Origin of the sequence: Thiohalorhabdus sp. (assembly GCF_036628635.1) — a bacterium.
Classification (GTDB): domain Bacteria; phylum Pseudomonadota; class Gammaproteobacteria; order Thiohalorhabdales; family Thiohalorhabdaceae; genus Thiohalorhabdus.
Genome location: NZ_JAZKRM010000001.1, coordinates 99,094 through 123,362, shown reverse-complemented (window position 1 = coordinate 123,362; position 24,269 = coordinate 99,094). Strand labels below are relative to the sequence as shown.

24 protein-coding genes are annotated in these 24,269 nt (G+C 68.6%); all 24 read left to right on the top strand.

What is annotated here, in order from left to right; genetic code table 11:
• Nucleotides 1–63 precede the first annotated feature (63 nt).
• The gene (locus V5A19_RS00585; protein ID WP_332317822.1) at nt 64–348 is read left to right on the top strand and encodes a hypothetical protein; all 285 of its coding nucleotides are present in this window, start codon (nt 64–66) and stop codon (nt 346–348) included.
• Nucleotides 335–646 (top strand): hypothetical protein, encoded by a 312-nt coding sequence (locus tag V5A19_RS00580; protein ID WP_332317821.1) that lies wholly within the window; start codon nt 335–337, stop codon nt 644–646. Before V5A19_RS00585 ends, V5A19_RS00580 begins: the two co-directional genes overlap by 14 nt.
• Before the next feature lie 42 nt (nt 647–688).
• Nucleotides 689–964 carry a hypothetical protein gene (locus V5A19_RS00575; RefSeq protein WP_332317820.1) on the top strand — a complete coding sequence of 92 codons (276 nt, stop codon included), beginning with the start codon at nt 689–691 and terminating at the stop codon, nt 962–964.
• 463 nt (nt 965–1,427) lie between these two features.
• On the top strand, nt 1,428–2,234 hold the full coding sequence (locus V5A19_RS00570; protein ID WP_332317819.1) for a 3'-5' exonuclease: 807 nt from the start codon (nt 1,428–1,430) through the stop codon (nt 2,232–2,234).
• Nucleotides 2,224–3,558 (top strand): 23S rRNA (uracil(1939)-C(5))-methyltransferase RlmD, encoded by a 1,335-nt coding sequence (rlmD, locus tag V5A19_RS00565; protein ID WP_332317818.1) that lies wholly within the window; start codon nt 2,224–2,226, stop codon nt 3,556–3,558. Before V5A19_RS00570 ends, rlmD begins: the two co-directional genes overlap by 11 nt.
• On the top strand, nt 3,555–3,980 hold the full coding sequence (locus tag V5A19_RS00560; protein WP_332317817.1) for a PilZ domain-containing protein: 426 nt from the start codon (nt 3,555–3,557) through the stop codon (nt 3,978–3,980). Before rlmD ends, V5A19_RS00560 begins: the two co-directional genes overlap by 4 nt.
• Before the next feature lie 19 nt (nt 3,981–3,999).
• Complete coding sequence (locus tag V5A19_RS00555) at nt 4,000–4,893, top strand: GspE/PulE family protein (RefSeq protein WP_332317816.1); 894 nt, start codon at nt 4,000–4,002, stop codon at nt 4,891–4,893.
• A complete protein-coding gene (locus V5A19_RS00550; RefSeq protein ID WP_332317815.1) occupies nt 4,893–6,272 on the top strand; it encodes an ATPase, T2SS/T4P/T4SS family in 1,380 nt (459 codons plus the stop codon). Before V5A19_RS00555 ends, V5A19_RS00550 begins: the two co-directional genes overlap by 1 nt.
• A gap of 31 nt (nt 6,273–6,303) precedes the next feature.
• The gene (locus V5A19_RS00545) at nt 6,304–7,854 is read left to right on the top strand and encodes an AbgT family transporter (protein WP_332317814.1); all 1,551 of its coding nucleotides are present in this window, start codon (nt 6,304–6,306) and stop codon (nt 7,852–7,854) included.
• 272 nt (nt 7,855–8,126) lie between these two features.
• The gene (gspC, locus tag V5A19_RS00540; protein WP_332317813.1) at nt 8,127–9,050 is read left to right on the top strand and encodes a type II secretion system protein GspC; all 924 of its coding nucleotides are present in this window, start codon (nt 8,127–8,129) and stop codon (nt 9,048–9,050) included.
• A 34-nt stretch (nt 9,051–9,084) separates the two neighbouring features.
• A complete protein-coding gene (gspD, locus tag V5A19_RS00535) occupies nt 9,085–11,010 on the top strand; it encodes a type II secretion system secretin GspD (RefSeq protein WP_332317812.1) in 1,926 nt (641 codons plus the stop codon).
• 92 nt (nt 11,011–11,102) lie between these two features.
• Nucleotides 11,103–12,674, top strand: coding sequence for a type II secretion system ATPase GspE (gspE, locus tag V5A19_RS00530; protein WP_443081404.1), 1,572 nt, complete (start codon nt 11,103–11,105; stop codon nt 12,672–12,674).
• Between the two features lie 147 nt (nt 12,675–12,821).
• A complete protein-coding gene (gene gspF, locus V5A19_RS00525; RefSeq protein ID WP_332317811.1) occupies nt 12,822–14,033 on the top strand; it encodes a type II secretion system inner membrane protein GspF in 1,212 nt (403 codons plus the stop codon).
• 452 nt (nt 14,034–14,485) lie between these two features.
• The gene (gspG, locus tag V5A19_RS00520) at nt 14,486–14,935 is read left to right on the top strand and encodes a type II secretion system major pseudopilin GspG (protein WP_332317810.1); all 450 of its coding nucleotides are present in this window, start codon (nt 14,486–14,488) and stop codon (nt 14,933–14,935) included.
• On the top strand, nt 14,862–15,470 hold the full coding sequence (locus tag V5A19_RS00515; RefSeq protein WP_332317809.1) for a prepilin-type N-terminal cleavage/methylation domain-containing protein: 609 nt from the start codon (nt 14,862–14,864) through the stop codon (nt 15,468–15,470). The genes gspG and V5A19_RS00515 overlap by 74 nt, the downstream gene beginning before the upstream one ends.
• Nucleotides 15,467–15,853 carry a type II secretion system minor pseudopilin GspI gene (gene gspI / locus V5A19_RS00510; protein WP_332317808.1) on the top strand — a complete coding sequence of 129 codons (387 nt, stop codon included), beginning with the start codon at nt 15,467–15,469 and terminating at the stop codon, nt 15,851–15,853. The genes V5A19_RS00515 and gspI overlap by 4 nt, the downstream gene beginning before the upstream one ends.
• Nucleotides 15,850–16,512, top strand: a complete 663-nt coding sequence (gene gspJ, locus V5A19_RS00505; RefSeq protein ID WP_332317807.1) for a type II secretion system minor pseudopilin GspJ — start codon at nt 15,850–15,852, stop codon at nt 16,510–16,512. Before gspI ends, gspJ begins: the two co-directional genes overlap by 4 nt.
• 10 nt (nt 16,513–16,522) lie before the next feature.
• Nucleotides 16,523–17,434 (top strand): type II secretion system minor pseudopilin GspK, encoded by a 912-nt coding sequence (gspK, locus tag V5A19_RS00500; protein WP_332317806.1) that lies wholly within the window; start codon nt 16,523–16,525, stop codon nt 17,432–17,434.
• Nucleotides 17,435–18,694, top strand: a complete 1,260-nt coding sequence (gspL, locus tag V5A19_RS00495) for a type II secretion system protein GspL (protein ID WP_332317805.1) — start codon at nt 17,435–17,437, stop codon at nt 18,692–18,694.
• Nucleotides 18,695–19,192 (top strand): type II secretion system protein M, encoded by a 498-nt coding sequence (locus tag V5A19_RS00490; protein ID WP_332317804.1) that lies wholly within the window; start codon nt 18,695–18,697, stop codon nt 19,190–19,192. It begins immediately after the preceding gene.
• An 8-nt stretch (nt 19,193–19,200) separates the two neighbouring features.
• Nucleotides 19,201–19,965, top strand: a complete 765-nt coding sequence (gspN, locus tag V5A19_RS00485) for a type II secretion system protein N (RefSeq protein WP_332327668.1) — start codon at nt 19,201–19,203, stop codon at nt 19,963–19,965.
• A gap of 87 nt (nt 19,966–20,052) precedes the next feature.
• On the top strand, nt 20,053–22,092 hold the full coding sequence (gene ligA, locus V5A19_RS00480; protein WP_332317802.1) for an NAD-dependent DNA ligase LigA: 2,040 nt from the start codon (nt 20,053–20,055) through the stop codon (nt 22,090–22,092).
• Nucleotides 22,093–22,160: 68 nt separating this feature from the next.
• The gene (locus V5A19_RS00475) at nt 22,161–22,526 is read left to right on the top strand and encodes a hypothetical protein (protein ID WP_332317801.1); all 366 of its coding nucleotides are present in this window, start codon (nt 22,161–22,163) and stop codon (nt 22,524–22,526) included.
• A complete protein-coding gene (locus V5A19_RS00470) occupies nt 22,523–24,190 on the top strand; it encodes an ABC1 kinase family protein (protein WP_332317800.1) in 1,668 nt (555 codons plus the stop codon). The genes V5A19_RS00475 and V5A19_RS00470 overlap by 4 nt, the downstream gene beginning before the upstream one ends.
• Nucleotides 24,191–24,269 lie beyond the last annotated feature (79 nt).

Genomic DNA, 24,269 nt, shown 5'->3' with positions numbered 1-24,269 from the left:
TGCCGATGTCAGCCCGGTTCCCTTCGCCATCCCGGCACACCCGGGCCTTGCTGGGGGCGGGCAATGAGCAACCTGTTCGAGGTTAAGGGCTACCTCTTCCAGGGGGCCCGGCTGGTTTCCCTGGTACACCACCCCTTGCGCTGGAACCGGGACGGCTGGGGCCGGGCAACGGCCGAAGGCGAGCTGCTGATGTTGGCCGACAGGGGCGAAGGTCTGGAAGGCGAGGACCTGATCCTGCACACGGCCGATGGTTTGAGCCTAACGCTGGAGCTGGCGGGCAAGGCCGATGGCGGCTGGTGGGCCTTCCGCCGGCTCGCCCGCAAGGAGGCGGCCCATGGTCAGGGATAGACACAGCTGGAACCGGCACCTTCGCAACATCCGCAGCGCGCTGACCAAGCGCGATGCCCTAGCGAGCGCCGACGGCCCCGGGCTTTCCCCGGACTCCGAAGGGGAGGCCGATCGGGAGCGCCGGGCCTGGGCGGCCAAGGCCCGGGCCAACCTGAAGCGCCTGGCCCGGCTGGTCCGGGAGGCCTCGGACCGGGCCGGGGCCCGGGCGACCCTGCACCAGCTTCGCGGCTGGTACGACAACCCCGCTCCTGGGGGTCGGCGCCCTCGGCGCAACGGCCACAAATCATCCCAAACGTGACCGCCGACCGGACCCCGCCGGTGGGCACCGAGGAGAGCCGCAATGAGATCCATCCCCCCGAGGGCCGCCGGGAACCAGTCATGGGTCATGATCTTCCACGACGGCCTGCCGGTGGCGGTAAGCCCGGTGGCGGTTCGCCCAAGCCGGTTCCTTCAGCTGGCCGGTGATCCCCTGGGCTTCGAGCCCGACACCCGCCTGATCCTCCAATTGACTCCGGAAGGCACCGCCACCGGGAGCGGGGAGTGGCTTGCCGGGGTGGTGGAAGGCGCCGACCAGCCGCAGCTGCGCATCCGGCTGGATTCGGCAGCCCCGGCGTAGCCCTCGACCGCGGGGCTCGTTCGGGCTTCTCCCTCGCCGAAGTCGCCCCAGCCAAACGGGTCAATTCCGTCCCGCATGCCCAGAAATCCGAATCCAATCCAGTTCGGTCAGGAAGTACGGCCGGAATTCGGGCTCGGGTCCTTTGGGAGCGGGCATTGGCCGCGACAGGAAGGGCCTACAATACGTGTCGGGGCTGATAGCCCCTCCCACAAGCACCATCCTTGGATGAGGGGGATAGCCGACCTGGGAGTAAGTCTCCCCGCCTTGGTCGTCCGCGGCGCAGGCTGCCCTATTTCGGAAGGTCGCGTCTTCTCGGCCCCGATGCCCACCGGGGCCTTCCTTTGTTCCCAGGGCGGTGGTGGGGTAATCTCTCCGCACCGGCTGACCCGAGCCCCTTGGCGGGCACCGCCGGCCGGACCCCGGATGGCGGGGAAGCGACCACGGCAACCACGGGGACAGGCCCTTGAACGTCCTGGTGTTCGATATCGAGACCGCTCCCGACATCGAAGGCGGGGGCCGCCTGTACGGGCTCGAGGGCCTGTCCGACGCGGACACGGTCCGGGCCATGCAGGCCCGCAGGCGTCAGGAGACCGGGGGCCGGGAGTTCCTGCGCCACCACCTCCACCGGGTGGTGGCCATCTCCGTTGTCTTTCGCCACCCTCGCTTGGATGAGGGCATCAAGGTTTGGTCCCTGGGCGAGGCCGATAGCTCGGAGGCGGAGCTGATCCAGCACTTCTTCGACGGCCTGGAGCGCTATACCCCCACCCTGGTGTCCTGGAACGGCTCGGGCTTCGACCTGCCGGTGCTAAACTATCGCGCTCTCATCAACGGGGTGGTGGCCGGCCGCTACTGGGAAGAAGGCGGCGCCGACCGGGAGTTCCGCTTCAACAACTACCTCAACCGCTTCCACAAGCGCCACACTGACCTCATGGATGTCCTTTCCGGCTATCAGGGCGGGGCCTTCGCGCCCCTGGATGAGATCGCCGCGCTCACCGGTCTTCCCGGCAAGATGGGCATGGACGGCTCCCAGGTCCTGGAGGCCTGGCTGGCGGGGGATATCCAGGAGATCCGCGACTACTGCGAGACGGACGTGATCAACACCTACGGGGTCTATCTCCACTGGCTGGTGAACACGGGGAGCCTGGCCCCCGACGAGCTGACCGGCGAGCTCGATCTGCTTGCGGATTACCTTCGCAATAGCGCTCGGCCCCACCTGGAGGCCTTCCACCAGGCCTGGCGCGGCTCCCAAGGGGGCGGCGATGACGGCTGATCCGGGGACCGCCGAAGGCGTGGAGGCTGTCATCGAGGACCTCGACCACGAGGGCCGGGGTGTGGGCCGGGTGGCCGACAAGGTTGTCTTCATCGCCGGGGCCCTGCCCGGGGAGCGGGTGCGCTTCCGGTATACCAAGGGCGGCCGCCACTACGATCAGGGCGTGGTGGAGGCGATCCTGGCGGCCAGCCCGGACCGGGTGGAGCCGCCGTGTCCCGTTTTCGGGGTGTGCGGCGGCTGCTCCCTCCAGCACCTCGCCGGGGACGCCCAGATCGCCACCAAGGAGCGCTGGCTGCGGGACAATCTGGAGCGGGTGGCCGGCCTCGCTCCCGAGGCCTGGCTGCCCGCCCTGGACGGGCCGCAGTGGGGGTATCGGGCCAAGGCCCGCCTGAGCATCCGCCAGGTGCGTCGCAAGGGGGTCCTGGTGGGCTTCCGCGAGCGCGGCTCGAGCTTCGTCACCCAGATGGACGCCTGCCCCGTCCTGGAGCCGCGCCTGGACGCCTTGATCCAGCCCCTCAAGGAGCTGGTGGCGGGCATGAGCCGGCCCGACCGGGTGCCCCAGGCCGAGGTGGCAGCCACCGATGGCGACGCCGCCGTGGCCATCAGGCACCTGACGGAGCTCACCGAGGGCGACCGCGAGCGGCTGGCGGCCTTCCAGGCGCAGCACGGCGTGGTGGTGGAGACCCAGGCCGGGGGCCCGGAAACCGCCCGGCCCCTGGACCCCGATTGCCCCGCGGAGCTGTTATACGAGCTCCCCGATTCCGGGGTCACCCTGCGTTTCCGCAGCACCGACTTCGTCCAGGTCAACCGGGCCGTCAATCGCCAGCTGGTGGCGCGGGCGGTGGACCAGCTGGACCCCCGGCCCGGGGAACGGATCCTCGACCTGTTCTGCGGCATCGGCAATTTCGCCCTGCCGCTCGCCCGCGCCGGGGCCACCGTGGCAGGGCTGGAAGGGGAGGGCGCCCTGGTCGAGCGGGCCGGGACCAACGCCGCCGCCAACGGCCTCGCGGAGGGAACCGACTTCGCCACCGCCGACCTGGAGTCGGCCCGGCTGACCGATATCCCCGCCGTCCGAGGAAGCCACAAGGTCCTGCTCGATCCGCCGCGCTCGGGGGCGGTGGAGGCCGTCAAGCAGCTGGCGAGCGACCTGCGCCCCGAGCGCATCGTTTACATCTCCTGCAATCCGGCCACCCTCGCCCGCGACGCCGGTATCCTGGCGCACGCCGGGTACCGCCTCGCCACCGCCGGCATCGCCAACATGTTCCCCCATACCGGGCATGTGGAGTCCGTCGCCCGGTTCGAGCTCGATAGGGGCTCGCGGTGAGCGAACCATCCGTTCGCAATTTCAGCGACTGGCTGGCGCACCTCGATGCCCTGGTGGAGGCGGCGGAGGCCGGGCCGGTGGACCCTGTCATCGTGGATTACTTGCGGACCACCCGGGAACGGGTGGTCGTCCTGCGCGAGCGGATGGCGGAGGACCAACGGCTGGCGCCCCGTCACGAGACGAACGGCGAGGCGCGCCTGGTGGTCCACGGGCAGGCCCTATCGGTGCGCATCCGCGACCGCTCGGCCGGTGGCTTCGGGTTACTTGCCGGCGAGCCGGTGGATTCCGGAACCTACGCCCGACTGGACATTGACGGTGAGCAGGCGGGGGCGATCCACGAGGGGCTGGTGAGCCACTGCCAGGTCGAGGGTGACCGCTACCGTGTCGGCTTCGAGGTGGTTTCCTCCCTGCCTATCGGCTGAGCCGCGAGGACCGCATTTGGTGAACCCCAGAACCTCCGACCTGATCCGCGAGCTACGCCACCAGGGGCTGGTGACCGAGGCCCAGTTGGAGGCGGCGCGCACCCACGCCGGGAGCCACGGAGTGGCCGTGGAGGAGGCCCTTGTCGAAACCGGTGCCATCGGCGAAGACCGGTTGCTGCAAATCGCCGGGGATCTCTATGGCATCCCCGTTGCCGACCTCGACCAGATCCCCCTGGACGACCACCTGGTGTCGCTCGTTCCGGAGCGCACCGCCCGCCGCTACCTGGCCCTGCCGCTTTACCGGAAGGGCCACGAGATCTACGTGGCCATGGCCCAGGCCTGGGACGTCAGCCGCGTGGACGAGGTCCGCTTTTCCATCGGCCGATCCATCCAACCGGTTCTGGCCCCCCGGGAGCAGCTCCGGGAAAAACTGGATGAACTGTTCACACCGGATATACAGGGCGCTGAAAAGTCGGCCGCTTCGCCGGAAGAAACCGGCTTTCTCGAGGATGCCCTGAGCCACCTGGAGGGTGCGGAGTCGATGGGCGGGGAAAGCCAGGAAGGCGATGGCGACACCCAGCAGCTGCTGCGGGAGAGTTCGGCCTCGCCCATCGTCAAGATCGTTAACGACATATTTATCCGGGCCATCCACAAGGGGGCCTCGGACATCCACATGGAGCCCCAGGAAGCCAACGTCATCGTCCGCTACCGGGTTGACGGGGCCCTGCGAGAGGCCGTGGAGCTGCCCGGCAAGGCGCACAACGCCATCGTCTCGCGCATCAAGGTCCTGGCCGGGATGGACATCTCCGTTGCCCGGCGGCCCAAGACGGCCGCATCAAGCTCCATTACCGGGGCAACCCGCTGGCCCTCCGGGTGTCCACCCTGCCTACCTACTGGGGCTAGAAGGTGGTGATGCGCATCCTCGACCAATCGGGAGGCAGCCTGGAGCTGGCCAAGCTGGGCTTCCTGCGGGCGGAATACGAGGCGCTGGAAGGCATCATTCGCCAACCCCAGGGCATGCTCCTGGTGACCGGCCCCACCGGCTCCGGCAAGACCACCACCCTGTATTCGGTCCTGTCGGCCATCAACAAGGAAGACGTCAACATCGTCACCGAGGAGGACCCGGTCGAGTATCAGCTGGCCAAGATCAACCAGGTTCCGGTGAACCCCAAGGCGGGCATGACCTTCGCCGCCGGTTTGCGCTCCATCCTGCGTCAGGACCCCAACATCATCATGGTGGGCGAGATCCGCGACCAGGAGACCGCCGAGATCGCCCTGGAATCCGCCGAAACCGGCCACATGGTGTTCTCCACCCTGCACACCAACTCCGCCGTCGGGGCCGTAACCCGCTTTTTGGACATGGATGTCCCCGGCTACCTGCTGGCCTCGAGCCTGTCGGGGGTTCTGGCCCAGCGGCTTCTGCGGCGCAACTGCCCCGACTGCAGCGAGCCGGTGGAGGTGGGCCAGGGCCTGCGGGCCCGCTACAACATCCCCGACACGGTAACCTTCTACGAGGGCCAGGGCTGCCCAACCTGCGATGGCCAGGGGACCAAGGGGCGGATGGGGTTCTACGAGCTGCTGCTGTTGGACCGGGAGATCGCCGAAGGCATCAACAGCGGCGCCACCGAAGCGGAGCTGGTGGATCGGGCCCGGCGCAACGGCATGCACCTGATGTTCGAGGATGGCCTGATCAAGGCCATGCAGGGGAAGGTCTCCCTGACCGAGGTCCTCCGCGGCTTGGAGGTCCCTTCCGGGGTGGCCATCGACGGCGGGCGGCTGTGGGAAGAGGCCGACAAGACCTGGGCGGAAAGGGCAACCGCGCTGGTGGTTTCCGGGGAGGCGGGGCATGCGGAGATGGTCGCCTCCATCCTGCGCACCGGGGGTCTGGCGGTTTCGGTAACGGATTCGGGCCGCCAGGGCCTGGACCGGATCCGTCGACAAGCCCCCGCCTTGGTGGTGGCGGACAGGGACAGCTCCGACCTCGACGGCGTTGCCCTCGCGGAGTCCTTGCGGCGGGAGCCCGGCCTCCGGGAGGTGCCCCTTCTGCTTCTGGCCGATACCATGTCGGTCAGGGAGGAGACCCAGGCCCTGGCCGCCGGGGCCGACGATTTCCTGGCCAAACCCCTGGATCCCGAGCGATTGATGGCCCGGGTCCGGCGCCTACAACGCCGAGCTTCGGAAACCCCCACCTACCCTTGCCCACTCTCCGGGATGAGGGCAAAAGCCGGCGCCGGAGGGGGTGAATGCTACCGACGCCTTACGGGGCATGGCCATTGCCCGGGGCGCGGTTGAGGCCCGTCCGGAATAGGTTCGGAGGCCGTTCATGACCAAGCACGCCCCAGACGGGGAGAGCTGGCTCGGCCGGGTCGAGCGGGCCGGGAACCGCCTCCCCGATCCGGCTACCCTGTTCTTTTTCGCCCTCCTGGTGATCATGGCCCTGTCCCAGGTGGCCGAGGTCGCCGGGTGGTCGGTTACCAAGACGGTGGCGGGGGAGGACGGGGCCACCGCCGAAATGGTCGCCGCCCGCGGCCTGCTCGACAGCGACGGGGTGTGGTGGCTTCTGGCCCACTTGGTGGAGAACTTCGTCCAGTTTCCCCCGCTGGGCCTGGTCCTGGTAGCCATGCTGGGCATCGGCGTGGCCGAGCGCTCGGGGCTGCTTCCCGCCCTGATCGAGCGCTCCATGAACCGGGTGCCGGGGACCCTTGTGACCCCCATCCTGTTGCTGGTGGGCATCCTATCGTCGCTGACCCTGGACGCCGGCTACGTCGTGCTGCCACCCCTGGCCGCCGCCCTGTACGCCTCCCTGGGACGCTCGCCTCTGGCCGGCATCGCCGTTGCCTTCGCCGGTGTCTCCGCTGGCTTCTCCGCCAACCTGGTCATCACCGGCTTGGACCCTCTCCTAGCCGGGCTGTCCACTGCCGGGGCGCGTGTACTGGATGCCGACTACCAGGTAGCGGTCACCGCCAACTGGTGGTTCATGATCGCCTCTACCCTGCTCCTGCCCCTGGCCGGCTGGCTTATCACCGCCCGCTGGGTGGAACCGCGCCTGGGTACCCGGGGGCTGGACAGAGCGGGGGAGGTGGCGGCGGAGCGCAGTCACCGCACCGACCCGGACCGGGAGGGCCGGGCCTTGCGGGCGGCCGGCTGGGCCCTGCTGGCGTTGGCGGTGGGGCTAGTCCTGCTGATCGGCTGGCCCGGTGCGCCCCTTTACGGCACGGGTGAGCGCTTCGCCCGCTGGGTGGAGGCCATCGTCCCCATCCTGCTGATCCTCTTTTTGGTCCCGGGGATCGTCTACGGTGCGGTCGCCGGGGCCATCCGCTCCGACCGCGACGCCGCCGCCCTCATGGGCCGGACCATGGCAGACATGGGGCCGTATATCGTGCTGGCCTTCTTCGCCGCCCAGTTCATCGAGGCCTTCCGCTATTCCCATCTGGGCGAGATGCTGGCCATCGTGGGCGGCGATTTCCTGGCCGGGCTGGCCCTGCCGCCGGCGGTTCTGACCGTCGCCTTTGTCCTGGTGGTGCTGGTGGGCAATCTGTTCATCGGCTCGGCCTCGGCCAAATACGCCTTCTTCGCCCCCGTTTTCGTGCCCATGTTCATGCAGGCGGGGATCAGCCCGGAGCTGACCCAGGCCGCCTACCGGGTGGGCGATTCGGTGAGCAACGTCATCACCCCCCTCAATCCCTACATGGTCCTCATCCTGTCACTAATGCAGCGTTACCTTCCGCGAGGTGGCCTGGGGACCCTGGTGGCTACCATGCTGCCCTACAGCCTGGGTTTCCTGGCGGTCTGGCTGGTCTTGCTGAGCCTCTGGGTGATTGGCGGCTGGGCCCTCGGCCCGGCCGGGCCGCTGGTCTACACCGGGGCGGGCTAACCGGAACCACCTGCGGCAAACCCTCTTTCGCGGGGAAGGGCTGGCCCCAAGCCCAGCGCAAAACGGAAAACCGCCACTTGGCATCGGGCTCGGGTCCTTGTCTTCGGCGGGTTTTTCCCTGTAAAACGCGGTTGAATCCTTAGATAAGGGAGTAGCAAGACCACTCCCCAACCCCACCCGGAGCAGCTCACGCACCAAGCGCTCGGTTCCGATAAAAAGGGGGCTTTCCCGCCGGGATAGCCCCGACCAAAATAATCCTGGTTACTTCTCCGATGCCTACGATTACCCTGGCTGGCTTTCTGGAGCGCCTCTTTTCCGGGTCGGTAGGCCTTCGCCTCATCCGCTGGCTCGAGGCAGCGCTCGTGATCGTGCTGGCCGTGGCCGTGGCGGGGCTGACCTGGGAGCTCGCCCCTCGGCCCACGGGAGGCGCATCGGTATCCAAGGCGCCGTCGGCCCAGGGCTCGCAGCCAACCTCGGGAACAGGGTCCCAGGGCGCAGATACCGGGTCCCCGGCCAGGGGCCATCTGCCTGCCGCGCTCAAGAACCTTTTCGGCACCCCGCCGGTATCCCAGCCCGGATCGGAGCCGGCAACCGAGCCGGTACGGGAGACCCGTATGGAATTGACCCTGAAGGGCATCATCGCCACCCGCGGGGCAGGGACCAAGCTAGCCATCATCGCCCCGGCCAATGGCGAGGAAACCATCTATCACCCCGGAGACGAGGTGAACGGCCGGGCGAAAATCCTCCGTATCGAGGAGCGCCGGGTCGTCCTTCGCCGCAATGGCGTCACCGAGGTCCTCAAGCTGGAGGTTCCCGAGGTGGAGAAGGGCGAGGGGCGACGGGCCAATAGCCAGCGGAGCATCCGGCAAGTTAGCCAAAACCAGCGGGTGGTGCCGCAGGCCACCCTGCAGAAGAAGCTGGATAATCTGCCCAAGCTGCTGCGTCAGGCTAAGGCCGTACCGGCTAGCAGGAATGGTCAGAAGATCGGGTTCCGGGTAGTGAATATCCAGGAAGGAAGTGTTTTCGAAGACCTCGGCGTGAAAGAGGGTGACGTCATCCAGCGGGTCAACGGTCGGGATGTTCGCTCGCCGCGCCAGGCCTTGAAGGCCTACAAGGAGCTCAAAGGGTCCCGGCAGTTCCAGCTCGAGCTCCTACGGGACGGGCAATCCAGGACGCTGAGCTATGACGTTCAGTAAGCCAGACACACCCATCCGGCCAGGGAGAAACTTTGTGCGCCGCCTTATCTTGGTTGCCGTGGTCTACCTCGGCCTTACCCATGCCACCTCCCCGCTCGCCGCCAAGGTCAACTTCGACTTCCAGGATGCCGACCTGCGGGCCGTGATACAGGCGGTGGCGGAATTCACGGGGCGCAACTTCCTGGTGGATCCTCGGGTTGAGGGGAAGGTTACCGTCATCGCGCCCCAGGGCCTAAACGAGGATGAGGCCTTTCGGGTGTTCAAGTCCGTTCTGGAGACTAACGGCTATGTCCTCGCCCGGGGCGAGGGGGGGGTTGCCAAGATCATTCCCCAGCAGGAAGGCAAGTTCAATAGCCAGGAAAAGGCCGCCCCGGGAACCAGCATGGTCACCCGGGTCATCCACATGGACCACGTCTCCGCCCAGCGCCTTGTTCCCATCCTGCGCCCCCTTATACCCCCCTACGGCCATCTGGTGGCCTATCCAGACACCGAGTCGCTTATCATCACCGAAAGGTCCGCCCACATTCAGGAGATCGTGGGCATCGTCGAGCGCCTGGACCGGTCCACCGATGTAGGCGAGGTGGAGCTGATTTCCCTGGTTCACGCCAGTGCCGAAGACCTGGCCGAAAAGCTGACCAAGCTGTATAGCCAGAAGGGAGGTCAGAAAGCAAAAGGCGGGGGCGCCTTGACCATCATGGCCTACGGCCGCACTAACACCCTGGTGGTCCGGGCCGACGAGGCGACACGCAATGAGATCAAAAACCTGGCCCAGGACTTGGACACCCCCACCGGCGAGGGCGGGCAAACCCATGTGATCTATCTGGAAAACGCCGAGGCCAAGAGCCTGGTGGAGATCCTTCAGAATACCGTGGGGGGGCGAAAGGAAGGTGGCGGCGAGCAGGGCGGGGATAGGGTCACCCTCAAGGCCGATCCCCAGACCAACGCCCTGGTGGTGCGCGCTGGGAAAAACGATTTCCAGACCATCCAGAACGTGGTGGAAAAGCTCGATGTTCGCCGCCTGCAGGTCTATGTGGAAGCCCTCATCGCCGAGGTCTCCGCCGAAACCGCACGGGAGTTCGGTATCCAGTGGCAGGCCGCCAATGGCCTTCAAGGCAACAACCAGGGCGTCGTCGGCACCAGCAGCTTCTCTGTGGGTGACAGCATCCAGGGTGCCGCCCAGAACCCCTTGGGGCTGGGAGCTGGCCTCAGCGTGGGCTACGTGGACGGCACCCTGACCCTTCCGAACGGCACCAATGTGGCCAACGTCCTGGGTCTGGTCCGGGCTCTGGAGAGCCGCTCCGATGCCAACGTGCTTTCCACGCCCAACCTCCTCACCATGGACAACGAGGAGGCCGAGATCGTGGTGGGGCAGAACGTGCCCTTCGTGACCGGGAGCTTTTCCCAGAACAATCAGGGAACCAATGTCCAGAACCCCTTCCAGACCATCGAGCGCAAGGACGTGGGCCTGACCCTTCGGCTCAAGCCCCAGATCACCGAGGGCAGCGCCATCAAGCTGGATATTTACCAGGAGGTATCCAGTGTTACCCAGCAAGGCCAGGCCCAGGACATCGTTACCAACAAGCGCTCCCTGGACACCACGGTGGTGGCCGAGAATCAGCGCATGGTGGTCCTCGGCGGGTTGATCGAGGACGAAGTCAACAAAAGCGTCCAGGAGGTCCCCCTCCTGGGGCGGATTCCCCTGCTCGGTGCCCTGTTTCGCTACAAAAGCGTGGACCACCAGAAGACCAACCTCATGATCTTCCTGCGCCCGCAGATCATCCGGGGGCCGGCCGACCTGGACCAGGCCACCCGCGAGAAGTACAACTACCTGGAGGACCTGCGCGAGGTGCAGGGAATCGAGGAAGGAACCGGGGAGAAGCCGCCGCCGCTGGAGAAATGGGACCGGATCGTCCCGAAAGGCGAAACCGCCGGCCAGGCCCCGGAGGAGGGCGAGCCTTGACCGTGGCGCCACCCACCGCCATCTCCAACCAGGAATGGCAGCAGGCCCTGGAGGCCGCCGACGGTGATCCCGTGGGGGCGGCCCGGAGCCTCATCGACCAGGGGGTTATTTCGGAGGAGGACTGGGCCGCGGCCCGGGCCCGCCAGCTGGGCTGGGACTACGAGTCCAATCCCGACCTCACCCGCATGGATCCGCAGCTGGTGGGCCGGGTGGGCTTCGGCCAGGCCAGCCGGATGGGGGTCTTGCCGGCCTTCCGCGAAGACGGCGCCAGCGTGGTCTGGGTACGCCCCGATGTGCGCTGGGAGGTCCTCCAAGAGGTCCAGGCCGAGGTGGAAACCCCGGTTCGGATGGTGGTCCTTGCCGAGAAGGCCTTCAAGCGCGCCCTGCAGCAAGGATTCGAGCGCACCGAGGCCGCCGCGGAGGCAGTTGAGGATCTGGGCGAGGCCGTCGACCTGGAGGCGGCCTCCGCGGGGCTTCCGGAGACCGCCGACCTCCTGGAAAGCCAGGACGACGCCCCCATCATCCGCCTCCTCAACGCGGTCCTGACCCAAGCCATCGAGGAGCGCGCCTCCGACGTCCATATCGAGCCCTTCGAGACCCGGGTCCTGGTCCGCTACCGGGTCGACGGCGTGCTCCGCGATCTGGTGGAGACTCCGGCCTCCCTCGCCAATCGGCTGGCCGCCCGGGTCAAGGTCATGGCCCGGCTGAACATCGCCGAGCGCCGGGTTCCCCAGGACGGCCGCATCAGCCTCCGCATCGCCGGGCGCACCGTGGACGTGCGCGTCTCCACCCTGCCCACCCAGTACGGCGAGCGCGTGGTCATGCGGGTCCTGGAGAAGGAGCAGGGGCCGCTGACCCTGCCGGAGATCGGCATGGGCGACGACACCCTGGCCCGGTTCCGGGACCTGATCCGTTCCCCCTACGGCATCTTCCTGGTGACCGGGCCCACCGGCTCGGGCAAGACCACCACCCTCTACGCCGCCCTCCAGGAGGTCCGTAGCCCCGAGAGCAATCTCATCACCGTGGAGGATCCGGTGGAGTACGACCTGGAGGGCGTGGGCCAGATCCCAGTGAACACCAAAAGCGGCATGACCTTCGCCCGTGGCCTGCGCGCCATCCTGCGTCAGGATCCCGACGTCATCATGGTGGGCGAGATCCGCGATCTGGAAACCGCTCAGGTGTCAGTACAGTCCAGCCTAACCGGGCACCTGGTGTTCTCCACCCTGCACACCAACGACGCCGTTGGCTCCATCAACCGGCTAGTGGACATGGGGGTGGAGCCCTATCTGGTGGCTTCCAGCATGCTCGGGGCCATGGCCCAGCGCCTGGTACGGCGGCTTTGTCCCGATTGCCGCCAGGAGCACGAGCCCGACCCGGGGGAGCGCGAGCTCCTGGGCCTGGCGCCGGGTGAGGGCACCGTCGTCTACAAGCCGGTAGGCTGCAACCAATGCGACGGCAGCGGCTACCGCGGCCGGACCGGCATCTACGAGCTCATGGTGGTGGACGACCATCTTCGCCAGCTCATCCACGATGGCGGCGGCGAGCAGGCCCTGCGCCAGGGCGCAAGGGCCGGCGGCATGCAGTCCCTCCGGGAATCCGGTATCCAGCGGGTCCTGGAGGGGATAACCAGCCTGGAGGAAGTCCTGAGAGTGACCCAGGCCTGATATCAGGGCTTTGAAAAACGTCGTGAGGAAGGCCGTATGCAAGGCGCACACCTCGCAGCGACCGAGGCATATCATCCAGATAGGTGAGGGAGCGAGCAGTGCGCAACGCAGCAGACGGCCTCCGCAACAGTTTTTCATCGCCCTGATATGGCGGCCTTCGAATACCGCGCCCTAGACGCCAAGGGCCGCACCCGCAAGGGGGTGGCCACGGGCGACTCGCCCCGCCAGATCCGGTCCCAGCTCCGCAGCCAGGGGCTATACCCGGTCGACGTCCAGCCCGTAGCCGAAAAATCCAGCGCCACCGGTCGGCGGAGCCTCGGTGGTCGGGTTTCGGCCGCCGCGCTGGCCCTGATGACCCGTCAGCTGGCCACCCTGGTGCGCTCCGGCATGCCCCTGGAGGAGTCCCTACGGGCCCTGGAGGAGCAGGTCACCGGCAAGCGCCTCCACGCCGTGGTCGCCGGGGTGCGAGCCCAAATCACCGAGGGTGCTAGCTTTAGCGAGGCCCTGGCCCAGTTCCCGGGGACCTTTCCCGAGCTCTACCAGGCCATGGTGGAGGCGGGGGAGGCATCCGGCCGGTTGGAGGACGTCCTCGACCGCCTCGCCGACTACACCGAGCAGCGCCAGGCCATGCGCCAGAAGCTGGGCGCGGCCTTGATCTACCCCATCCTGGTGACCATCGTTGCATTGGCCGTGGTGGTGGCGCTGCTCACCTACGTGGTTCCCGAGGTGGTGCGGGTGTTCGAGCACACCGACCAGGCCCTGCCCGCGCTAACCCGGGGCCTAATCGCCACTAGCGACTTACTGCGGGCCTACTGGCCCCATCTGGTTACCGCGCTGGCGGCCGCGGCAGTGGCTGGGGCCCTTGCGCTCCGGCGGCCGGCCATCCGCTACCGCTGGCACGCCCTCATCCTGCGGCTACCGCTCATCGGCCACCTTGCCCGGACCATTAACGCGGCGCGCGTGGCGCGGACCCTGGCCATCCTGACCGAGAGCGGTGTGCCCCTGCTCGAGGCCCTCACTATCGGGGGCCGGGTGGTCCGCAACCGACCCATCCGGGAAGCGGTGGAGCAGGCCGCGGTCTCGGTCCGGGAAGGCGGCCGCCTGCACGGCGCCCTGGCCGCCTCCGGCCTCTTCCCGCCCCTGATGGTTCACATGATCTCGGCCGGGGAGGTTGGCGGCGAGCTGGAGGGCATGCTGGGCCGCGCCGCAACCCAGGAGGAGCGGGAGCTGGAGTCCACCGTCGCTGCCGCCACCGCCCTGCTGGAGCCCCTGCTTATCCTGGTCATGGGGGGCGTGGTCCTGGTCATCGTCCTCGCCATCCTGCTGCCCATCTTCGAGATGAACCAGCTGGTGGGTTAACCATCAAGGTCTGGTGGGGGTTGGTCTGCCATTCGTGGCGACCTTGGCGGTGCCTTCGGGCCCGGTCTGGATGCCTTCCAACAGGTGGCGGGCGTCACCTACGACGGCCGGCTGCTTGGGGCCTTTGCCGACTCCGAGCCCCAGCCGGCGATCGAGGGTATCCTCACCATGGATCTTACCTCGAGGCCAGGGAGCGGGTGGGCTGTCCGTTTCCCGTTGCCGGCCCGATCTACGCCGAACTCCCGAGATCCAGGGGGTCAGCGCCGGCCCCGGGCTGTTCTTCCCATCCGCCTCCTACGCTTTCTGAGCCCGGATCCGGCGCCCTTTAGCCGCTCCGCCCGCATGGGCGGGGCTTTTTTAATTCTGTAACATGGCTGGTACAGGGTACTCCGGCACATTGGCGATCCGACCGGCCCCGATCCGGCGCCGGTCAAGGGAGGTTTCGCAAGGGCATGGCCTGGCAACAGCAAGCAACGGCATTCCCCCCCCGCGCCCCCAACCGGCAGCGCGGCTTCACCCTCATCGAGCTCATGGTGGTGGTGGTCATCCTGGGCATCCTTGCCGCGGTGGTGGTGCCCAACGTCATGGAGCGGCCCGAGCAGGCCCGGATCACCGCCGCCAAGAACGACATCAAGGCCATCAAGTCGGCCCTGGACATGTACAAGCTGGACAACCACGGCTACCCCACTACCGACCAGGGGCTGGAAGCCCTGGTTGAGGAGCCCCGCACCGAGCCGCAACCGGCGAACTGGAGCCGGTATCTGGATAGCCTGCCCAAGGATCCCTGGGGCAATCCCTACCGCTACCTGAACCCCGGCAAGCGTGGCGATGTGGATGTGTTCAGTTTGGGGCCTGACAGTCAGCAGGGGACGGATGACGACATCGGCTCCTGGAACCTCTAGGAGGACCTCCCCTCTGCGGGGGTTTCTGGCCCCGAATGGATCCCGTTCGCTCGCGGGAGCCGGAGGCTTCACCCTCCTGGAGCTGCTGGTCGTGATGGCCATCGTGGGTGTGCTTGCCGGGCTGGTGGTACCTGCCCTGGGCGGCGGCGAGCAGCGCCGGCTCCGTGACGAGGCCGAGAAACTGGTGCTGCTGGTGAATCGGGCCCGCCAGGAGGCCGTGCTAGGCTCGCGGGGGTGGCGCCTGGTCCTCAGCCCCGCCGAATCCAGCTACCGCTTCCAGCGGCAGGCGGCCAACGGCGAATTCGCCGTGATCAAAGAGGGCCTGTTCGGCAAGACCCACGAGACCCCCGGGGTTTCCTGGAACGACCTGACCGTCAACGGCCAGCCCGCCCTCGAGGCCGGCGAGGTCCACCTTTTCCCCACCGGGGAGCAGGACAGCTTCCGGCTGACCCTGAGGGCCGGCGGCGAATCCCGGGTGATCAAGCTCGACGTGGTCGGCCGGGCCCGGCTGCAACGGAAGGGGGACGAACGGTGACGGGCCCGCGCGGCTTTACTCTGGTGGAGGTTCTGGCCGCCCTGGCGGTGGTGGCTTTCGCTCTCGCCGCCCTGTGGAAGGGGCTGGGGCAGGGCATCGCGGTCACCCAGGGCTTGCCCGAGCGCCTGGTGGCCCGCTGGGTGGCCGAGAACCGGTTGGTCCTGCGCCAGGCCCGCGGCGAGTGGCCCGAGGCCCGCACCTACGAGGGAACCACCCGCATGGGCGGTCGGGAATGGGCCTGGGAGGAGCAGATACGGACCACCGACGAGGAGGCCCTGCGTCGGGTTACCATCCAGGTGGGGCCCGATTCCGACGAGGGGAGCCAGGTCACGCTGGAGGGCTTTCTGAAGCGGCCCCGAGCGACCGGACCCGGGCAATCATGAGCCTGGTGGTTCGACCCAGACCCCGCCAAGAGGGCCTGACCCTCATCGAGCTTATCGTGGCCCTGGCCATTTTCGCCCTGGTGGCCACGGCCGCCTACACCGCCCTGGGCCAGGGCGTGGACATCCAGGACCGGCTGCAGCGCAAACGGGACTTCTGGCAGCGCCTGGAGCTGGCCTTCAGCACTATGGCTCGGGACCTGGAACAGGTCATCGCCCGGATTCCCCAGGTCACGGGGCGGCAATGGCGGGCCCCCTTCCACGCGCCGGCATCCCCCGATGCCGGTCTGGATGGGGTCCTGTTCCGTTTCAGCCGCGGGGGTTTGACCTCCTTCCGGGAAGGACCGGTGAGCCCTTATCAGCGGGTTAGCTACCGGCTCCCGGAGGATCGATTGGTCCGCGCCACCTGGCCGCGGGTGGACGGGCCCCGGGCCAGCGACACCCGGGAAGCCGAGCTCATCACCGGGGTTATAAAGGCCAAGGCCCGGTTCCTGGCGGAGGGCGGCAACCGCTGGCAGCAGGGTTGGCCGCCCCCGGGCCGAACCCTTAACGCTGGCGAAGCCTCCACAGGCCCCGGCCTGCCGGTGGCGGTGGAGCTGACCCTGACCTTTGAACAGCACGGCGAATTCCGGCGGGTCTTCCATGTGGGCATCCCGCGCTAGGGAGGGGGGCGTGGCCCTGATCACCGTCATGCTGGTTGTGGCGGTGCTCACCGCCATCGTCAGCCGCCTCACCCTGTCCAACCAGGTCTGGATCCGTCAGGTGGAAAGCGGTGCCAGTTTGGCCCAGGCCCGCCAGGTGGCCCGGGCGGCAGAGCACTGGATCGGCCTGCTCCTGGTCAAGGACACCAATGATCACGACGGTCATCAGGATCCCTGGGCCCGCCCCCTGCCGCCTTTCCCCGTGGGCTGGGGCGAGCTGGACGGCCGCATCGAGGACATGCAGGGGCGGTTCAATCTGAACAATCTGGTCACCCCGGACGGCGAGGTCGCCAAGGTCAGTCTGGAACGGTTCCGGCGGCTTCTGCGCATCCTCGAGCTCACCCCCGGGATCGCCGACGCCGCTGTGGACTGGGTCGATGCCGACGCCTTGCCCGCCGGTGGGGGCGGCGCGGAGGACAGCTACTACATGGGACGTCAACCGCCCTATAAAGCGGCCAACCGACCCTTCCACGGAGCCGAGGAACTGCGGCTGGTGAGGGGGGTGGATCAAGAGGCCTGGCAGCGTTTGCGGCCCCACGTCGCAGCGCTTCCCGAGGCTACCGGGGTCAACGTTAATACCGCCACCGCCGAGGTCCTGGCGGCCACCGTTCGGCCCTGGGGGAGCCCGCGCCAGGCCCTGGCCCGGGGGGAGGAATGGCGTCGGCGGACGGACCGGGAGCCTCTGGCCAGCCCGGAGGCCTTCACCGAGGCTGCGCTGCCCGGGGACCCGCAAGAGCCGGTCCAGGGGATAACCACTCAAACCCAGTTCTTTAGGGCCCACATTCGGGCCCAATTCGGCCAGGTCGATCACCGGCTTGCCACCATTTATCGGCGGGCCAATAATCGGGCCGAGGTCGTTCGCCACCGCAGGGAGATCCCCTAATTGGCCATAAGCGGGGAATATTGTTGGGTCTACCTGGGCGCGGACAGCGTCTACTGGGCCCGTCGCTATGGCAAGGAGTCCCAGCCCCGGGAGGAAGGGGTTGCCGCCACGCTCGAGGAAGCCCCCCTCTCTCCGGGGGCCCGCGTCGTGGCCTGCGTCCCCGGGCAGTCGGTGCGACTGCATTGGGTGGCGATCCCCGCCCGCAACCGCAAACGCTTGCTGGAGGCCCTGCCGTTCACGCTGGAGGAGGAGCTCCTGCAGGACCCGGGGGCCTACCACCTGGTTCCGCTCAAGGCGGTGCCCGGAATGCGCGAGCGGGCCGTCGCCGTGGCGGAGCACGAGCGAATGGCCGCCTGGTTCCAGCTGCTTACCGAGCGGGGGCTCCGGCCCCGGGCCCTCCTTCCGGACTATCTGGGGGTGGCACCCCCGAACCCCGGGACCTGGGTTCTGGACGCCACCCGCTCCCCCTTCCTCCTGCGCCGGCCGGAAGGATTCGGCGGAGCCAGCCTGCCGGGTGAGGTCGGGGATCGGCCCCCAGGGGCCTTATTGCTGGCGCTGGAAGAGGCTCGTGTGCCGCCCGAGATGCTCCAAGTGCGGGTGGCCTCGGAGGCGGATCGCCAACGCCTGGAAGCCTGGGAGCCCTGGCTGGAGCCCTTTGGAGTAACCACCGAAGTGGCCGAAGATACCCGCTCCCGGGAGGCCTGGTTGGCCAGGCAGCCCCTACCAGGGGGGCAGGCCAATCTCCTCACCGGCCCCTACACGTCCCGCGGGGACCCGCGGGTTTTGGCCCGCCGGCTCGCCCCGGCCGCCGGCCTGGCCCTGGCCCTTGTAGCCGTAGCCGCCGTCCAGTGGCTGCTGGAGGGTCAGCGCATCCGGGCCGAGCACCAGCGGCTGGAGGCGGCCATCGAGGAGACCTACCGGGATGCCTTCCCGGAGTCCCGCAATATCGTGGATCCGCGTTTCCAGATGGCGAACCGGCTAGAGAAGCTCCGCGAGGATCAGGGCGAAGCCTCTGGGAGGGCGGATCTGGTGGCCATTCTGCGCCGTGTGGCCCCGGCCCTGAACGGCGAGACGGATCGGCGTCTGAAATCCGTCACCTTCAACGGCCGGGCCCTGGTTATGGAGGTCTCGGTACCCGATTACGGCGCCCTGGAGGGGCTGGAGAATCGTCTGGGGCGCCTGGGCACCGTGGAGGTGGAGGAAGCCGAGCTCGTCGAGGGCCGGGTGGCCGGCCGCCTCCGCTTCGAGGGCGCGGCCTGAATGCTGGGGGCATGGTGGGCCGAACGGGCACCGCGGGAGAAGGCAGCGCTGGTGGCTGCCGGTCTGGCCATAGTGGCCACTATCGCCTATTGGGCCATCGCCCCGGTGGTGCAAGAGCGCAACCGCCTGGCCCGGGAGATCCCCGAGCTGCGCCAAGACCTCAGCTGGATGCAGGACCACCTGGAGGAGATCCGCCGTATGCGGGCCGAATCCGGGGGGAGCGGCCAATCCTCGAAAGCCAACCTGACCCCGGCGATGGTGGAGCAATCCCTGAACGGTGCCGGCCTGGCCGAGCAGCTGGAGGGTCTCCGGCCCGAGGGCGACGGCGTCCGCCTGGTTTTCGAGGAGGTCGCCTTTGCCGAACTGCTGGAATGGCTGGCGGCGTTCCGGCGCCGGAGCGCAGCGGTGGCGAAGGGGGCTCGCATCGAGCGGGTTGACGAGGCTCAGGGCCGGGTGCGGGCGCGCCTGACCCTGGCCCCACGGAGGGCGGAGGAGTGAGGCGGGGGGTGCGTCTTGGCCTGCTCGGTGCCGGCGTCTACCTGGTCGCCCTGGCGATTCAGGTTCCGGCGGCTTGGGTCGTCCACTGGGGGCAGGGGGCCATTCCGGAGGGCGTCACGGTGAGTGGCGTCCAGGGCTCCCTCTGGCATCCCACGATCGATCGATTCGCGGTGGATCTCCCCCGATCGGGACGCCTGCAAGGGGGCCCGCTGGAGGCCCGGATCGCCGTTTGGCAGCTGCTGCGTGGCCGCCTGGGGGCGGAGCTGGAGGCCGCGGCCCTGGGCGGGGAGGCCTCCGGCCGGGCGGCCATGGGGTGGGGCGGTAACTGGCGCGTTCCTCGGGCCGAGGCCAACCTCCCCCTGACCCGCCTGGGCGAGGTGGACCCCCGACTCGATTTCGGCCAGGGCGGCGCCCTGGAGGTGACCGCCGAGGGCCTGCGCGGGACCCGTTTTCCGGACGCCGGCAGCCTCCGGGGCACCCTCCGCGAATTCCGCCTGCCTAGTTTCGGCCCCGAGGGCTCCTACGGGACCTATCGCGGCGAGGCCGAGATCGGCGGGCCCGGGGACGTCCAGGGCCGGGTCAGTACCGCCAGCGCGCGCCTGTTGGGATTCCAAGGGGACTTTCAGGCCGATCTGGCCGCCGGAACCGCCCGGTTCGACGGCGAGGCCTGGGTGCCCGACGGCGCCCCAGCGGAGGCCCGGCAGGTGCTGGCCCTCTTCGGTGAGATCCAGGATGGCCGGACTGCCATCCGCTGGCAGGGCCGACTGCCCTAGGCCCATTGCGGGCCGTTCGGGGCTTGGGGCCTGGTCCGGATAGGCCCTTTTCGGCGACCCCAAACCGGTGAGCAAGGGAACGACAACATGGCGGGAGACAGCCCCTCCGGCGAGGATCCGGAATACCAGCGCCTCCAGGAGCTGCGGCGGGAGGTCAGCTACCACAACTACCGCTATTACGTCCTCAACGACCCCGAGATCCCGGACTCGGAGTTCGACCGGCTGTTCCGCGAGCTCCAGGCGATCGAGGCCGAGCATCCCGAATGGGTGACGCCGGATTCCCCCACCCAGCGGGTGGGCGCCGAGCCCCTCGACGAGCTCCCGGCGATCCGCCACGCCGTCCCCATGCTGTCCCTGCAGAACGGCTTCGAGGAGTCTGAGGCCTTTGATTTCGACCGGCGCATCCGGTCCATGCTGGGCACCGAGGAGCCGCTGGACTACTCCGTGGAGCCCAAGCTCGACGGCCTGGCGGTGACCCTGATCTACGAGGAAGGGCGCTTTATTCGCGGCGGCACCCGCGGCGACGGCACCCGGGGCGAGGAGGTGACCTCCAACCTCAAGACCATCCGCCAGATCCCCATGCAGCTGCTGGGCTCCAGCTGGCCGCAGACCCTGGAGGTACGCGGCGAGGTCTACATGCCCAAAGAGGGTTTCGCCGACCTCAACCGGCGCCGCCGCGAGGCCGGGCAGGACGAGTTCGCCAACCCCCGCAATGCCGCCGCCGGCAGCCTGCGCCAGCTCGACCCCCGGATCACCGCCGAGCGCCCCCTGGCGATCTCCATTTACGGCCTGGGCCAGGTCTCCGAGCCGGTGGGGGAGCGCCACAGCGAGGTGCTCCATCGGCTGTGGGACTGGGGCCTGCCCATGCTCAGGGAGATCCAGACCGCTCACGGCATCGACGAATGCGTGGCCATCTACAACGACCTCCTGGCGCGCCGCCACAACCTGCGCTACGAGGCCGACGGCGCCGTCTACAAGGTGGACCGCTACGACCTCCAGCGCCAGCTCGGTCATATCGCCCGCTCCCCGCGCTGGGCCCTGGCCCACAAATTCCCGCCCCTGGAGGAGATGACCCGCATCGAGCGCATCGAGGCCTCGGTCGGCCGCACGGGAAAGCTTACCCCCATCGCCTTCCTGGAGCCGGTCAACGTGGGCGGCGCCACGGTGTCCCGGGCCAGCCTCCACAACCAGGACGAGGTGGCGCGCAAGGACGCCCGCGCCGGGAACTGGGTCATGATCCGGCGGGCCGGCGACGTTATCCCCGAGGTGGTCAGCGTCATCACCGAAAAGCGCCCCGAGGGCACCCAACCTTACCGGCTGCCCGACCAGTGTCCGGTGTGCGGCGCCGACGTGGTCCGCCCGGAGGGCGAGGTCGACGCCTATTGCAGCGGCGGCCTGGCCTGCCCGGCCCAGCGCCACGGCGCCATCCTGCACTTCGCCAGCCGGGGTGCCCTGGATATCGAGGGGCTGGGGGAGAAGCTGACCATGCAATTGATCGAGACCGGGCTGGTGGCGACCCCGGCGGACCTGTTCCGCCTGACCCGGGAGCAGCTCCAGGGGCTGGAGCGCATGGCCGAGAAGTCGGCGGACAACCTAGTGCGGGCCCTGGAGACCAGCAAGCACCCCCCGCTGGATCGCTTCATCTACGGCCTGGGCATCGATCTTGTGGGCCAGGCCACCGCCCAGACCTTGGCCAACCGGCTGGGCAGCCTGGAGGCGATCCGCAATGCCGATCGCGACACCCTGGAGGCCCTCCCGGACATCGGCCCGGCGGTGGCCGACGCCATCGTCACCTTCTTCGCCCAACAGCGAAACCAGGCGGTGATCGACGATCTGCTGGCCCAGGGTGTGGTGCCCGAGGAGCCCGAGCGGGATACGGCCGAGGGCCCGGACCTGTCCGGGCTGCGCCTGGTGCTCACCGGGACCCTGGAGCGTTGGAGCCGGGAGGAGGCCGAGGAGGCCCTAGCGGCCCGGGGGGGCCGGGTAACCGGCTCGGTTTCCAGCCGGACGGACTACGTGGTCGCCGGGGCCGATCCCGGCTCCAAGCTCGACCAGGCCCGCGAGCAGGACGTTACCGTCCTGGACGAGGCGGGCCTGGAGCGGCTCCTGGAGCGGGGACCCGAATAGGCGCGGCAGCGCCAGGCCTGCTAGTATCGGACCCCACTACGGACAACCAAAAGGGCAGGGGGATCACCATGTTCCGACGGCTGCGCAAGGCGGCGGATGTCGCCCTGGGGGCGACGGTAAGCGGCTGGCAGCGTTTCCGCCACAACGCCGATCTCTACGCCGATACCGGCCGGGAGAGCCGGTCCCGCATCCGGGACCGGTTGGAGCGGGAGACCGAGGCCTGGCGGGAGACCGGGCGGGAGCAGCTGGCCCCCCTGGACGACCGCATCCGCGAGGAGCTGGAGCGAGCCCTGCGGCGGGCCCATCTGGTGACCCATTCGGAGCAGGCCGAGGCTGGCCGCCAGATGCGCCAGCTGCAGGCCCGGGTAGCCAATCTGGAGGCCCACGTGGCAACCCGGGGGAATGAAGACAGGCGCGGGGATGGCGACCGTTGAGCTTATTCGGCCAGGACGGACTACGCCAGGTCGGCCGACTGCGCGAAGTCCTCACGGTCTTTGCCCGCTACGGCTTCAGCGAGCTGATCCACCAGCTGCGGCTGGCGCGCTTCGTGCCCAAATGGGCGCGGCGCGCCGAGCACGGAGGCGCTCTGACCACCCCCGTGCGCGTAAGGCTGATCTGCGAGGAGCTGGGTCCCTCCTTCATCAAGATCGGCCAGATCCTGTCGACGCGGCCGGATCTTTTGCCCCCTGACTGGATCGAGGAGCTGTCCCGCCTGCAGGGCCGCCTGCCGCCCATCCCACAGGAGGCCATCGAGACGGCCCTGCGCGAATCCTGGGGCGATGCCGGCTGGCAGCGCCTGGCCCAGTTCGACCCGGAGCCCATCGCCACCGCCTCCATCGCGCAGGTCCACCGCGGCGTTCTGCCCACTGGCGAGGAGGTGGCGGTCAAGGTCCGCCGGCCGGGTATCCGGGAGCAGGTGGAGGTGGACCTGGCCATCCTCAAGCGCCTCGCCAAGCTTGCCGCCGACCACCTGACCGAAATCGCCCGCCACGATCCCGAGCGCATCGCCCAGGAGTTCTCCGAAAGCTTCCGGGCCGAGATGGACCTGTCCCAGGAAGGGCGAAACATCGACCGCTTCCGGGATAACTTCCGCAACCGCCGGGACGTCGTCTTCCCCTGGGTGTACTGGGAGTACTCCGACGAGTCGGTCCTGGTGACCGAGTTCGTCACCGGCCCCATGGCATTGACACCACCGGAAGAGCTCGACGAACGGGGCTACGACCGCCGCGCCTTGGCCCGCAGCGGCGCCCGCGCCTTCCTCAAGATGATCATCCGGGACGGCTTCTTCCACGCCGACCCGCATCCCTCCAACGTCATCTTCCCCGAGCCCGACCGGGTCTGCTTCATCGACTGCGGCATGGTGGGCCGGCTGCGCGCCAACCTGCGCGAGGACCTGCTGGACCTGTTGCTCGCCCTCATCGACCGCCGCAGCGACGACGCCGTCGACACCTTCCTGCGCATCGGCCGGCCGCCCGCCGATCTGGACCGGGACGAGCTGCTGCGCAACGCCGAGGCCTTCATCGAGCGCTACCACGGCATCCGCCTGGAGGAACTGCAGCTCGGCGAGATCCTGGTGGACTTTGTGCGCCTCATCCGCGAACACAACATCGCCCTGCCGCCGGACCTGGCCCTGCTGGCCAAGGCCCTGATCACGGTGGAGGGCCTGGGCCAGGTGCTGGACCCCGACTTCGACATGGTCTCCGAGGCCGAGCCCTACCTGCGCGGCGTCCTGCGCGCCCGCTATCGCCCCGACCGCCTGGCCCAGCGCGCCTGGGGCTTCGTGGGGGACAGCGGCACCGAGGCCCGGGCCATGTTCCGCGACCTGCGCCAGACCCTGCGGCGGCTGGGCGAGGGCAGGCCCATCGAGTTGGAGCTGCGCAATCAGGACCGCTTCGAGCAGGAGCTGGATCGGGCCAGCAACCGCATCGCCTTCGCCCTGGTGGTAGCCTCGCTCATCATCGGCTCCGCCACCCTGGTCCAGGCCGAGGCCGGCCCCGTGGTCTACGGCCTGCCCCTGTTCGGGCTGGTGGGCTTCGGCGTGGCCGCCTTCTTCGGAATGTGGCTGATCGTGGCGATCTTCCGGTCGGGGCGGTTGTGAATGGCTGGGGTCCCTTACCACTGCCCCGGTGGACGTGAATCCCGGATCCCCGCAGTCCGGAGGGTTTCGCAAGGAGCGC